Source organism: Bacteroidetes bacterium SB0662_bin_6 (assembly GCA_009839485.1).
Taxonomy (GTDB): domain Bacteria; phylum Bacteroidota; class Rhodothermia; order Rhodothermales; family VXPQ01; genus VXPQ01.
In genome coordinates this window covers 16,735-29,018 of sequence record VXPQ01000003.1, presented here as the reverse complement: position 1 = coordinate 29,018, position 12,284 = coordinate 16,735, and the positions used below count along the sequence as shown (strand labels likewise).

General features: G+C 55.5%; 14 protein-coding genes. 10 read left to right on the top strand and 4 right to left on the bottom strand.

The window, feature by feature from the left end; genetic code table 11:
- Both F4Y00_00770 and F4Y00_00765 read left to right on the top strand, forming a co-directional pair.
- Positions 1-2,105: autotransporter domain-containing protein (locus tag F4Y00_00770; GenBank protein MYE03499.1), on the top strand; the 2,105-nt coding region annotated here is incomplete at its 5' end.
- Positions 2,106-2,128: 23 nt separating this feature from the next.
- Positions 2,129-2,584 carry a hypothetical protein gene (locus tag F4Y00_00765; GenBank protein MYE03498.1) on the top strand — a complete coding sequence of 152 codons (456 nt, stop codon included), beginning with the start codon at positions 2,129-2,131 and terminating at the stop codon, positions 2,582-2,584.
- A gap of 72 nt (positions 2,585-2,656) precedes the next feature.
- Here F4Y00_00765 and F4Y00_00760 read toward each other — a convergent pair whose 3' ends face one another.
- Positions 2,657-3,538: a sterol desaturase family protein gene (locus F4Y00_00760; protein MYE03497.1), complete on the bottom strand. Its 882-nt coding sequence runs from the start codon at positions 3,536-3,538 to the stop codon at positions 2,657-2,659.
- Positions 3,535-3,771, bottom strand: a complete 237-nt coding sequence (locus F4Y00_00755; GenBank protein MYE03496.1) for a hypothetical protein — start codon at positions 3,769-3,771, stop codon at positions 3,535-3,537. Before F4Y00_00755 ends, F4Y00_00760 begins: the two co-directional genes overlap by 4 nt.
- 227 nt (positions 3,772-3,998) lie before the next feature.
- Between F4Y00_00755 and F4Y00_00750 the strand changes: the two genes are divergently transcribed.
- From F4Y00_00750 to F4Y00_00720, 7 genes are all read left to right on the top strand, one after another.
- Positions 3,999-4,769: a hypothetical protein gene (locus tag F4Y00_00750; GenBank protein ID MYE03495.1), complete on the top strand. Its 771-nt coding sequence runs from the start codon at positions 3,999-4,001 to the stop codon at positions 4,767-4,769.
- Positions 4,770-5,221: 452 nt separating this feature from the next.
- Positions 5,222-6,529, top strand: a complete 1,308-nt coding sequence (locus F4Y00_00745) for a T9SS type A sorting domain-containing protein (protein MYE03494.1) — start codon at positions 5,222-5,224, stop codon at positions 6,527-6,529.
- Between the two features lie 1,344 nt (positions 6,530-7,873).
- Entirely contained in the window at positions 7,874-8,134 is a 261-nt protein-coding gene (locus tag F4Y00_00740; protein MYE03493.1) for a T9SS type A sorting domain-containing protein, read from the top strand.
- Between the two features lie 76 nt (positions 8,135-8,210).
- On the top strand, positions 8,211-8,399 hold the full coding sequence (locus F4Y00_00735; GenBank protein ID MYE03492.1) for a hypothetical protein: 189 nt from the start codon (positions 8,211-8,213) through the stop codon (positions 8,397-8,399).
- A gap of 287 nt (positions 8,400-8,686) precedes the next feature.
- Positions 8,687-9,061, top strand: a complete 375-nt coding sequence (locus tag F4Y00_00730; GenBank protein MYE03491.1) for a type II toxin-antitoxin system RelE/ParE family toxin — start codon at positions 8,687-8,689, stop codon at positions 9,059-9,061.
- A complete protein-coding gene (locus F4Y00_00725; GenBank protein MYE03490.1) occupies positions 9,054-9,371 on the top strand; it encodes a DNA-binding transcriptional regulator in 318 nt (105 codons plus the stop codon). The genes F4Y00_00730 and F4Y00_00725 overlap by 8 nt, the downstream gene beginning before the upstream one ends.
- Positions 9,372-9,375: 4 nt before the next feature.
- Positions 9,376-9,738, top strand: a complete 363-nt coding sequence (locus F4Y00_00720; GenBank protein ID MYE03489.1) for a nucleotidyltransferase domain-containing protein — start codon at positions 9,376-9,378, stop codon at positions 9,736-9,738.
- A gap of 138 nt (positions 9,739-9,876) precedes the next feature.
- Here the strand turns inward: F4Y00_00720 and F4Y00_00715 are convergent, their stop codons facing one another.
- Both F4Y00_00715 and F4Y00_00710 read right to left on the bottom strand, forming a co-directional pair.
- Positions 9,877-10,443 carry a GIY-YIG nuclease family protein gene (locus F4Y00_00715; GenBank protein ID MYE03488.1) on the bottom strand — a complete coding sequence of 189 codons (567 nt, stop codon included), beginning with the start codon at positions 10,441-10,443 and terminating at the stop codon, positions 9,877-9,879.
- Between the two features lie 131 nt (positions 10,444-10,574).
- Positions 10,575-11,252 (bottom strand): hypothetical protein, encoded by a 678-nt coding sequence (locus tag F4Y00_00710; GenBank protein ID MYE03487.1) that lies wholly within the window; start codon positions 11,250-11,252, stop codon positions 10,575-10,577.
- A 135-nt stretch (positions 11,253-11,387) separates the two neighbouring features.
- Here F4Y00_00710 and F4Y00_00705 point away from each other — a divergent pair, with 135 nt between their 5' ends.
- Positions 11,388-11,966 (top strand): N-acetyltransferase, encoded by a 579-nt coding sequence (locus F4Y00_00705; protein ID MYE03486.1) that lies wholly within the window; start codon positions 11,388-11,390, stop codon positions 11,964-11,966.
- The last annotated feature ends 318 nt before the right edge of the window (positions 11,967-12,284 follow it).

Sequence of the window (12,284 nt, the reverse complement as noted above, 5' to 3'; positions counted from 1 at the left end):
ACCGGTTCGCCGTGGGAGCGGAAGACGGCGTCATAACGTACGTTGGTCCGGGAGAGGACTTCGAGACGGGGCCGGAGAAGTACGACCTGACGCTCAGGGCGCGGGATACGGCCGGAGCAGAGGCGCAGGCGGAGATCGAGGTTGTGGTGACCGACGTGAACGAAGCGCCGGAGTTTGCGCAGGGGGTCTATCGCGTGGAACTGGCGGAGAACCTTGATGGCCGCAATCGACCGGTCGAATTATTGCGGCTGACGGCGGAGGACCCCGACGGCGATGCGCTGACGTACGACCTGGCGTCCGGCGACCCGGACCGGTTCGCCGTGGGGGCGGAAGACGGCGTCGTGACGTACGTCGGTCCGGGAGAGGACTTCGAGACGGGGCCGGAGGGATACGACCTGACGCTCAGGGCGCGGGACGGAGCCGGAGCACAGGCGCAGGCGGAGATCGTGGTTGTGGTGACCGACGCGAACGAAGCGCCGGTCGCGGTCGGGGTCATCCCGGATCAGACGCTCGACGAAGGGGGCGGTGCGGCGGAAGTGGATCTGTCGCCGTTCTTCGACGACGCGGATGGAGACGGGCTGACCTACCACGCAGAGTCGTCCGACCCGCGTGTGGTGAGCGCTCTGGTCACGGCGGCGCTCCTGACGCTGACGCCGGGTATGTACGGGTCGGCCATGGTGAAGGTAACGTCGGAGGATCCGGGGGGCCTCTCTACGACGCAGAGCTTCCGCGTAGGAGTGAGTGACATGCCGCAGCGCGCGATTATCGAGCACATGCTGGCGGCCACCGCTCGAAGCCATCTGGCAAGCGTGCGGATGACGCTCGACCGGCGGATGAACGCAGGTCCGTGCGAGCCTTCCCGGCTCACGGTGATGGGACGGTCTGCGCCGCTTGGAGAAGAAGCGGCGAGAGGCGTCTTGGGTCAGTTTGCGACCGTTGCCCGCGGCCGTACCACGGACCCGTCCCTCGCACCGGGCGCGGCAGACCGGTTGACGCCGGCGCAACTGCTCGGCCTCGGCGGTGGCCGTGCTGCGATGATAAGCGGCACGGAGTTCCTCCTGGCAGGCGGGGACGGGGATCGGAATGGGTGCACCGGGCTCCGGCGCTGGTCCCTGTGGGGACAGGGAGACGTGCAGACCTTCAGTGGGACGCCGTCGGTGCAGGGGTACGAGTCCGGTTACGACGGTGAACTCCGGACGGGCTATCTGGGGCTCGACGTGAGGCTGCGCGAGCGCTGGATGGCCGGGCTGGCGATCTCGCGCAGCAGGGGCGCGGGCGACTGGCGGGTGGGCGCCTCGGACGGGGAACTCACGCAGACCATGACAGCGGTCCATCCGTACCTGCGATGGGCGGGCCGATCCACGTCCCTCTGGGCCTCGGTAGGCGGAGGAAGGGGCAATGCCGAGAATCTGCGGACGGCGGGACGGCTGGGGACGAGCGCGACGGCTCTCCGCCTCGGACTCGTCGAACTCAAGAGGCGTCTCGGGGCGCCGGGCGGACTCGACTTCGCCCTGATGGGCGACGCTTCGTGGGCCGCGCTCCGAACCGAAGACGGCGAGGAATCCGTGGACGGGCAGAACGTTCGGGTGAACCAGGTGCGGATCGGCGCCGATCTGTCGCTGCCCGTACAGGTCGCCGCCGCCGCTGTCACGTTCTTCGGCGAGGTGTATGCGCGTACCGACGGCGGCGCGGGCCAGACGGGCCAGGGCATCGAGGTGGCCGCCGGATCCCGGGCCGTTCTGGGTATCGTATCCCTCGACGCCCGGGCCCGCACGCTGGCGCTGCACTCGGCGGCCGGCTACGCGGAACAGGGCATCGCCCTGGCGCTCACCGTGGGCCGGCCGGGAGCCGAGGGCCTTTCCTTTTCGGTCTCGCCACGCTGGGGCGATGCCGCCGCGGGCGCCGGCTCGCTCTGGCGGAGTCCCCTGCACCGTGGTTCCCGAAGCGCCTTCGCAGGCAGAGACCGCTGGACGCTGGACGTGCGCGGCAACTACAACATCGGCCTTTCGCCCGGGGGCCGTCGGCTTGATCTTTACGGCGCCTGGAACCCGGCGCTCGGCGGATCCAGCTTCGGACTGTCCCTTGGCGCCGCCCGCCATGAATAGAATCCTTCTTCTGAGGCCGGAGCATGACATCAGAACGGATAGGTTTACTTGTCAGGGCGCTCAAAACCCAGTCGCATGCTTGTGAAACAACAGCCGGCGCAATAATACTATCGGCAACATTTTCCGAGATCTCAGGGGCAGCCGAGGCGGCAGGAATAGGTTATGTAGCCGCCGAGAATATGATGCAAATTTCGGCGAACTGGATGGATCAGGCGGTATCCGCACAATCTGATCCGGCTCAAGCCGCCCATCTGCTGGAGATACATCGCGCTGCACAATTGGAGAGGGTCGCCAGAATAGATTGGCGAAAAGCCAAGAGGCAAGTACGGCTTATAAAATACCAGATTGTGCTGGGCAAACTATTCCGGCAGGCCAACCAGGTAATTGCGCTGAATGAAGAGCTCCATGCGCACAAAAATGTCGCAGAGGCATGGGCAAAGGCAGTTGGTGCATGGCAGCAACTGCGAAAGGCCGATTGAAACGCTTCCAACATGGATCGCCTTGGGGCGGCCCGGATTCCTAGAGGTCTTGACCCCGGCCCGCTCATGTCCCTACTCCGGCGCACTCCAGTTTGGCGGCTTCACCAGTACCCGCAGTTTGTTTCTGACTCCTGGCGTCCGGAGGATCTTCGTGCCCAGGCGCTGAATCCCGTGCAGAAACACCTTGATGGGGTTGTTCGAGTTGAGCGGCTGGTCGATGCCGTATGCGACCGGCTCGACCTCCGGTTCGAAGGTCCCGAACATGCGATCCCAGATGATGAGCATACCCGCGTAGTTCTTGTCCCAGTACTGCCGGTTCGATCCGTGGTGCACGCGGTGGTGAGAGGGCGTGTTGAAGAGGAATTCTATCGGCCGCGGCAGCTTCCGGATGACCTCCGTGTGCAGGATCGCCTGGAACTGCTGAACCAGGACCTCCGACAGCAGCACCAGGATGGGGTGGTATCCCAGCATGACGATCGGGAAGGAGAACAGAAGCGGGAACACAGCGTCGAGGGGACCGAAGCGGTAGGCCACCGACATGTTGAAATGGGGCGAGCTGTGATGCACCGTGTGCGTGGCCCAGCCCACGCCGATCCTGTGCATCATGCGGTGATCCCAGTAGTACATGAGATCGGCCAGCAGGACACAGGTCACGATGGTGACCCAGTTCAGCGACAGGTGAGTCAGGCTGAAGTTCTCGTAGATCCAGAAGTAGAGCTTGGTGACAAAGAGAATGCCCAGCGCGTACTCGATGGCCACGAAACAGGTGAAGGTGATGACGTTGGCCACCGAGTCGCCGATGACGTCAAGGCTCAGGCGCTTGAGGAACGCATAGCGAATGAGTTCCACGAAGAAAAACGGGATGATCACGTACACCAGGCTCAGGTCGTTCAGCACGTAGAACCAGCCCATGACCGCGTCCCAGTCGAGCGCTCTCGTGATTGAATCGATCATGGCTCTTCACGCTCCACCGGCATCTGCGGCTCATCGACAACCGGATCGTCCGCCGTGATGCCCCGAGCCGCCCCTTCGAGCTGGAACCGCGTCTCTTCCGCTGCCTCGTCGAACGCCCGGGCATCTTCTGCGGAGCTGCTCAGGCGGGCGCCCCCCCACAGGGCGGCCACGATGATCGCGGTCGCCAGGATTTGCGCCGGGAACGAGAGTCGATACGGTCTGCCATGTGGCATGGTGAACCCCCTTTTTGAGTAAAAACTACTCCGAAATGGAGTAGAAATTACTCCAAAAAGGAGTAAAAATTACTCACAAGGGGGTAAAACGGGTTATTGGAGTCAGGCGAATACACACTATAAACACACTGATTAACTCTAAATAAACATGGAATACACACAGTACGCTGGGTAATATAACCTGCTTCGGGAAAACCGTTTTGACCAACCTAATCCTCACGAGAACCATGAACAGATTGACCAGAAGGGAAGTCGCAGCACAAAGAAAACGGGAGCAAGAAGCAGAAAAGCAGGAGCAAGAGGCAAGGGAGCGGCAAAAACAGGAAGCGGTTCTTGCCCAGTCGGCAAAGTTCGCCGCCGAATCTGCCGTCTCATATGAAGAATACGAGGGAGTAAAAGAGCGCGAAGGGCGGTTTGCTGAAATGTGGGATACGGCTCACAATCGCAAATGGATGCTTGCCTTTATACTCCGACGCATAGCCTCTTCAGTAGAGGCTTCATTTCTGGCCATTGCAAAATCCGATGCGGTTAAAAATGCTGCCGACAACGTTGTCGGCGCATTGTTCGGAGGCTATGAAGGTGCGGGCAGTATGTCGCAAATGGGGGTACAACAGGCCGACGTACAATACCGCACCGCAAAAATAGCTGCTGGTAATCTGTATCAGTTGGCGCGGGAGATTGAAGGATTGGATGTGGACTTGGATGTAGCCTTGATGGAGGAGGTAAAAGATGCCGCGCTGCGCATCAGAAAAGAGGGCTTTGGGCAAGCGTGGGAAAACATATCCCTGTTGCTTGCCGCTGCCGACAAGCTGGTGTCATATGCATATGGTTTCGATGCAGAATCCGTTGCGGGCCTGACTGCCGTGGAGTACCGCCGGGAGGTGGCATTTGCCAAGGCGTGGAACGAAAAGTGTGTACGCGCCGGATTGGAGAACTACAAAATTGATGGGAAAAAACACTATAGGCGCTTGTTCCATGACGCACCACAGGAACAATGAGCTACCTCGCCACATTCGTTGCTTGGGAATTGGAAGTGAATCCGTAAAACAGGCACTTTCAAGCGTTTCCTGTCCCGCGTAGTTCCGCTTCATCCCACGTAGTCCCACCTCGATCCCTCGGCACTTTCGTATATAAGTTCCATTGATTATGAATTCCCGCGCCCAGTCAACTGACACGAAGGAATCCAAAGGTGCGCTGGCGGTCATGAGCATGCTCCTTGCGGCCATCGGCCTGATCTGGACAATGATAATCCACGACAAGGAAATCGAGCGATATGAGGCCAGAATCGCGGAACTCGAACAGGAGGTAGGCTATTGCATGGAACAATGGGGAAAGGCCCTGAACACCCTCTCTAATCCATAACGTTTCCTGACAATTACAATGCCTGTTCCTGATTTCCAGTCCCTCATGTTACCTGTTCTATGGGCATTGATAACCCAGAGGTGAAACCATGAACCGCACCCTATCGACATTTGCCCTGATGCTTGTAGTCGGTCCGTTTTCCTTCGCCGTTGCCCAAGATGTTGAGATTGTAAGTTGGGAAGTCCAAACCGAACACCGAGTCGTACCAGACGGCATGACCCTGTATAACGTCGAAACCAGACACTACAACCCGGTCGTATTTCCTCCCGGCACCGTGGGATTTACCGGGTTCATGCAGGGTATCCTATGTGGTCTTACGGATAATAGAGATCATAGTGGATTGGGATTCTGTCCCTGGCGTGCTCCTATGGGAGTGTTGGATAACCAACCGGATTTTTCCAAGTATTTTCGATACGGCGGGCGCAGGTTCTACCTGCGTGAATTGTACCAGACAGAAGGTGATTCGGATGATCCCGGTCATTTGATTCTCAATATACCGCTGGCCTTTGGCGATGGCGATGAAACAGGACAGGCGGTGCGTCAATACCTTTGGGCGGTTGGCACACTGCACATTGGGGACAGATCGTTTCCATTACGCAACGCCACAACCACGAACGGAGTCGGAGGGGCACCATACGAGCCACCTCCCCACTGTAATAACGAACGCGATCCTGGTGCTCTACATGTCTGTTGGAGGAACCAAGAAGAATTGTTCGCACAAGGAGAAACGGTAACTGTGCGTATAACGGCACCAGCATATGGTTCCGTTACCGATCCTCTACCGCCTCTCGACTTCCGAACGATCTATGGGTTAGACTGGATGCAACCCAACAGCATTATGCTGTTATGGCACAGGCCCAAAAGCGAACCATTGTGTGCCGGTTGTTCGACAACAATCGTGTATAGAATTATTCGGGATGGGGAAACCACTGGGTGGATCAACATTCCCTACACCAGTGTGATGACCAACGAATGGAACAATTACACGACCTTCACTCTGACTAATATGAACCCCAACATTAAATACTCGTTCTGCATCCGTGATTGGAAAAGGTCAATTCAAAGGGGAAGTGCCGAAGTATGCAATGGTGAGCAGTTCTACCCCGTCAATGTCGAAGATGCGGAACTACCGACCGAAACAACCCTTTCGCAGAACTATCCGAACCCATTCAATCCGTCCACTACTGTAACGTACACGTTGGACCGTTCCGGCCCCGTTGAACTGTCCGTGTACAATTTAGCTGGACGTGTCGTGTCTACGCTTGTGGATGGAATCCGACCCGCAGGAAACCACGAAGTGCGTTTCAATGCCAACAACCTGCCGACCGGTATGTATTTGTACCGACTCCGCACAGACACCGCAACGCTAACCAGAACCATGACCCTTGTACGATGAAGAAGAAGTCCAAGAAACCTCGGATTTCCAAACGCGAGCAGAAACGCCTCGATCTGATTGATCGGTGGCAGAATGCGCCTGCGGAGAATCCGATGTATAAGGGCAGAACACCCCTTGAAGTGGCACCGGCATTGCTCAAGCCGGAGCAGCAACAATGACCCGAACCCGTTCACTCTACCGTATAATTCCCCTAACAATAGATGTATCAGACATAGAGATGGTTAGTCTGGACGAGTTGCGGAACAAACTCCCACAGGGATTTTCCTCTTGATTGCCTCCGGCCTCGGCACTTTTCGTATATAATTCCCATAAAAAACCATGAGACGCGGCACCGTCCTTTTGTTCTTTTTTCTCTGTGTTGTACCTGGATACGGGCAAATAGAACACACTCCTCCAGACACGATGTACTGGTCCGGGGATATGGTTGTCGGAAGATTGGAGGTGAACAAATCCCGGTCAAGAAGTTTTTTTGCCGATCAAGATAGTTCGGTTGTACTGTTGGGGTATTCCTACCGCCCTGACGTGACAAGGGGAGAAGCCTTTGGGACCTTTGTCAACTCGCAGCAAGCAGGAGTGTGTTCATATGATGGCATTCTTTATGGTGTTGAGAAGTGCTTTTCTCCTGTACTTTTCCAAGTATTGCATTCGGACGGAAAAGACCCGTATATCCATTTGTCGTTTGGCCGTTCGAGTTATAGTGGCGGCGTAAACACAACGGACGAACAGGCATGGGGGCATCTGGTTAAGTATGGTGCCTTACATATAGACGGCGATACACTGTGGTTTCGGGATGGCATCCGAATGGACATTGAAAACGACGATTTCTGTTACGGCATGATCGGAACGGGCATTTGCTGGAAAAACACCGGCATCGTTTGGAACGAAAACGACATTGTGTCAATCGGAATATCGTCGAGACGATTTTTTGACATTCCGAAAGACCCGGCCGCCTTGCGTGTTTGGAATGATTCATCTCCCGGGACAGCGTGGCTTTCATGGCGAATCTCAGCAATAGCCGATCCAATACGCGACTCCGTTGCCGAACAATTACGCCTCGAAGTCAGGCAAGGAGTGCGCTACGAGTACCGAACACTTCGTGACGGCGACGCACAATGGCAAACAGTGCAATTGGAGGAAACGGAAACGGACAGCGTTGATGTGTTTCCCACAGGCCTAGGGCACTATCTACGTTACCCGCGCCGGAAATACCTTGTGACCGGATTGGATCCCGGCGGTGAGTATTCTTTTTGCATACGAGCCGCCAACGATACGGGGCCAAGCGATGAGACTTGTAACCTTGATGTAGTTTACCCCGTTTCGGTTGAAGATGGCGAATTGTCATACATGGTTAGGCTGGGTCAGAACTATCCGAATCCGTTCAATCCGTCAACGGAAATTCTTTATGAACTTTTTTCCCCGGGGCATGTGCGGCTTGAAGTGTTCGACATGACAGGCCGGAGCGTTGGGGTGCTTTCAGACGGTGTACGACCGGCTGGACAGCATACGGAGCGTTTCGATGCTTCGGGCCTGCCTACCGGAATGTACGTCTACCGACTGACGACAGGGGTGGAAACGCTTACCCGCATCATGACTCTCGTTAGATGACGCCTCCGGCATTTTTGTATATCCCATTGCACTTTTGGTTGTGTTGATTATGAATCCCCGCGCCCAGTCAACTGACATGAAGGAGTCCAAAGGTGTGCTGCAGGTCATGGGCATGCTTCTTGCGGCCATCGGCCTGATCTGGACGATGATAATCCACGACAAGGAAATCGAGCGATACGAGGCCAAAGTCGCAGAGTTCGAACAGGAGGTAGGCTACTGCATGGAGCAATGGGGAAAGGCCCTGAATACATCCTCTAACCCATAACGCATCCGAATTTCCTGTCGATCTTGCCATTGTCCCGCCGCGTACCCCGCGCCCGGAAGACCTTCTCTATGAAGAAGGCCACGGTAATGGAGTCAAGCAAACCGGAGTTTCAAGCATGGCTCATCGTTACCTGTATGGCAACGGCTGAACAGAATTGACAATGACCAGCCTATCACCTTGGGTCAGGCAAAATCACTGAGCGGTTGGAACTAACCGATAAACCCAAGGTCTAATACCACTCCCAGTGTTATAGTTCTTAGTGCTATGCTCTGTCATACGCGAACTGTATGCGCATTTTCAGGAATAAATCGTTCAGCCGCTTTGCCCGCCAAAAACGCATTGATGACGCGGCCTTGTGCGAGGCAGTCCGTCGCGCGGAAGCCGGACTCATTGACGCCGATTTGGGAGGGAACGTAATCAAACAGCGCATTCCTCGGCAAAATCAAGGGGCATCCAAGGGGTTTCGCAGCATCGTCCTGTTCAAAAAGGGAGAAAAGGCCTTTTTTGTTTACGGTTTTGCCAAAAGCGGTCAGGACAATATTCGACAAGATGAACTCAAGGCTTTCCGGGAACTCGCGAAAGAACTGTTCGCGCTGGAAGACAGCGAGTTGTTGAAGATCATGGCAAACAAAACCATCACCGAGGTTATCTGCGATGAGTAAGCAATACAAAACCGCTGCGATGGCGGCGATACACGAGACAGCCTTGGGCATGCGCGAGGCGAACGTGATCGCCAAGGAGACAATGAAGACGTTCGATGAGATGTGCTTGACCCCTGTCAAGGAATTGACGCCGGAAGATATTCGCGCGATTCGCGAGAAAGAACGGGCAAGTCAGGCAGTCTTCGCTTGCTACCTGAATGTATCTACGGGGCTTGTCAGTCAGTGGGAGCGTGGAAAAAAACATCCTCAAGGCGCTTCCCTGAAACTGTTGACCCTTGTTGCCGAAAAGGGGCTCCAGGCGATCGCGTGATCCCATGTTTGCGTTACATCCCGAAGAACGAATATGGCTCGAAGAGTACCGGAAGGCGCTTTTGGAGCAACAGCCCGATGCGATCAAGCAAATGTTGTTGTACGGATCCAAGGCGCGGGGAGACGCACATGACGATAGTGACATCGACATCCTGCTCATCGTGAAGAACGAGGCCGCCGATCTCAAGCGCGTTTTGCGACGAATCGGTTATCGCTTGTCCGCAACCTCTTACGCCGTACCCTCAATCCTTGCGTATACCGAAGAAGAATGGGAACAGCGTAAGCGTGTCGGATCGGCGTTCTCTGAGGCAGTGGAACGAGAGGCGGTGGATGTCTTATCGGTACATGTGGATGAAGCGCGCCTTTAATATGCCCCTTTTGAGTAAAAACTACTCCATTTCGGAGTAGTTTTTACTCAAAAGGGGGTAACGGATTATTGGAGGGGTGTTTTGCAAGGATTGGGGGCGACGTCTAAATATGGTATTCGTCTGACTTATGTTCGGGTTCTAAATCATGATCTCGCTCTTGCACGCCCCGCAAGAGATCCTGATCTGCACCAGAACACCGGGAACCCGGTTTTCCATACCACAATGAGGACACGACACCGGACGCGGTTGCAGGGGTTGTTCCAAATAGCCTGCGCGCGGGGTTTTCCCGAGTGGAACGGGGAAAATCTCCGCCACACGGCCCAATGCCTTTACTACTACAGGCAAAGGCGCCTGGAAAAATTCCTTACGTGGATTGATACGGAATTCTTTCAGCGCCTCATGAGCCCATTTTTCGGCAATGTCTCTGGGGGTCACATGAACAAAATACGCAAGATCGAATCCTCTATACACCGACGTGGAAGCGCTCAGCTCCTGCATACGAGCTAAAGGAGGACGAGAAGATACCCCCACCTTGAACACAGGATCGACAAACGATGGATTTCGAGCGGCGTAAATCCATCCGAGTTTTTTGTATTCCTTTCTTCTTTTGTCGAAGTTTTCGATCATCCAGAAACTTGCGAGGATATTACCTTGCAATATATCTATGCGGGAACTTTCAGAGCTCATTCCGGGACGGTGCGGCATTTAATCGGATCGGGAATATGTTTCTGGATCATTTGCCGCAACGGCGATCGGTGCGAACGTTTTCCGACATTCCGGGCAAATGCCTCCGGTACGCGGACCTGACTGCTCCACGCAGGGCGGGTTAGCCAGAATTAGCCAGCATATGCATATTCATACTTCGCAGGAGATTCTGCAACCACGCTTTTCATCACTGCCTTGGGTTTTTTTGTCAATTCTGATTCAAAAAAGCGGGCAACGGCATTGGGGCCGAATGCTACATACGTTCCTCGGCCAGCGCCTACCGTTACATGAAAATGCCATTTACCGCCGTGCAGTTCTATCTGAATGATATAATCATTCGTGCCCTGTAATTCCTTTGCTCTTTCAGGTCCATTCTCCGGATCGTCTTCCCTTATTTTCTGTGCAAGATCATTCTTGATAATAGATGCCGGGGTACCTCTTAAAAGAAAAAATCGATCGATGTTTTTAAGGAAAGGTTCATCTCTTGGCGCCAACCGGAACAGGTCCTTTTTGTAACGTCTCTCCAATCCGGCCCAAACCCCCCGAACTCCTGTAACCCTGTCGAGACGTCGGGCAATCTCCTTACTTATCTCCCCCCCGGCCAATAAATCGTCTATTTCCGCGACGGAGACCTGCATCTGCTCGGCTAATTTTCTCTTGCTAAGCCTATGATCCTCGAGAAAATTCGCCAAATGCCTCCCGGGGTGGACTGTCCAGTTACGCTCAATCTTTTCTTCCCTATCCATGAGTATTCTCCATTGATTACCGACAACCTTTTTCAGTCGGCGGTCCGAGATGTTGTACCCCATGTTGTTGCCGGGTTATAGGCCGCATCGTTCTGTCCTGGTATTGCCTGGGGTGGTTGGGGTTAGGAGCGAGGAAAGTAGCCATCTCGAACCCTGGATGCAAATAATTATAGGGGGGATACCACACTTTGGTATCGTATGTTGACAGCGGCATCAATCCTGCGAGGAAGATCGCCGGGTTCCTCGTCCAAATGCAAGAGGCGGACAAAAGTGCGGAGCATGATAACCGACTTCCTCATACGGCTTGAGGCGGCCAGCGACCGGGAGGAAGTCGAGGAGTTGCTGCTCGCGGCTTTCCCCACCTCTTTGGAACTCCGCCTCGTTCGGCAATTGCGCAAAGACACCGATGTCGTGTTCTCGCTCGTCGCGGTGGAGGCGGCAGGCGTAATCGGCCATGCCCTGTTCTCGAGACTGTGTGCCCCGGCAGCGGCGCTCGGCCTGGGGCCAATCGCAGTCACGGAAAAGCGACGCTGTCGGGGGGTTGCGGCCGCGATGATAGAGGCCGGGCTTGAACGGGCAAAGGCGGAGGGCTGGGCGGCAGTTGTTGTGGTAGGCGATCCGTCCTATTATCCGCGCTTCGGCTTCAGCCAGGAGGCTGTGCGGGGCATGTCATGCCAATACGCCGGGCCGGCTCTGATGGGGTTGGCTCTCGCCGATGGCGGCCTTGACGGACCGCGCATTGAATATGCGTCCGCCTTCTCATCGATCCCGGATTAGAACCAGGATCGTTCATAGGGAGGGGGCCTTATACGGAAAACTTTCCAAGGACCGCTTAATCGCAGCAGTTTGTGATTCTTTTTGACGGGTCTGGCGGCTTGGCGGCGGCGAACATGGCTTTCGCTACTTCTTCCGGCGTAGCATCAATCTTGACCCACCGTGTCTCCGGGCGGCCACGGCGGTGCTTGGTGTTCAGGCTTTTCGGGCATGGTTCGCCTCGATCTTCAATACGCGCGTTCCCGGGCGTTCCCGGCCATGTTAGATTTAGGAGTTTTTGACATACTTTTATCTTGATTCGCGGAGCAAGGATAGTTAAGA

Coding starts and splice junctions, on each gene's coding strand:
- F4Y00_00765 (MYE03498.1), top strand. CDS start 2,129: ATGACATCAGAACGGATAGGTTTACTTGTCAGGGCGCTCAAAACCCAG.
- F4Y00_00760 (MYE03497.1), bottom strand. CDS start 3,538: ATGATCGATTCAATCACGAGAGCGCTCGACTGGGACGCGGTCATGGGC.
- F4Y00_00755 (MYE03496.1), bottom strand. CDS start 3,771: ATGCCACATGGCAGACCGTATCGACTCTCGTTCCCGGCGCAAATCCTG.
- F4Y00_00750 (MYE03495.1), top strand. CDS start 3,999: ATGAACAGATTGACCAGAAGGGAAGTCGCAGCACAAAGAAAACGGGAG.
- F4Y00_00745 (MYE03494.1), top strand. CDS start 5,222: ATGAACCGCACCCTATCGACATTTGCCCTGATGCTTGTAGTCGGTCCG.
- F4Y00_00740 (MYE03493.1), top strand. CDS start 7,874: ATGGTTAGGCTGGGTCAGAACTATCCGAATCCGTTCAATCCGTCAACG.
- F4Y00_00735 (MYE03492.1), top strand. CDS start 8,211: ATGAAGGAGTCCAAAGGTGTGCTGCAGGTCATGGGCATGCTTCTTGCG.
- F4Y00_00730 (MYE03491.1), top strand. CDS start 8,687: ATGCGCATTTTCAGGAATAAATCGTTCAGCCGCTTTGCCCGCCAAAAA.
- F4Y00_00725 (MYE03490.1), top strand. CDS start 9,054: ATGAGTAAGCAATACAAAACCGCTGCGATGGCGGCGATACACGAGACA.
- F4Y00_00720 (MYE03489.1), top strand. CDS start 9,376: ATGTTTGCGTTACATCCCGAAGAACGAATATGGCTCGAAGAGTACCGG.
- F4Y00_00715 (MYE03488.1), bottom strand. CDS start 10,443: ATGCCGCACCGTCCCGGAATGAGCTCTGAAAGTTCCCGCATAGATATA.
- F4Y00_00710 (MYE03487.1), bottom strand. CDS start 11,252: ATGGGGTACAACATCTCGGACCGCCGACTGAAAAAGGTTGTCGGTAAT.
- F4Y00_00705 (MYE03486.1), top strand. CDS start 11,388: ATGTTGACAGCGGCATCAATCCTGCGAGGAAGATCGCCGGGTTCCTCG.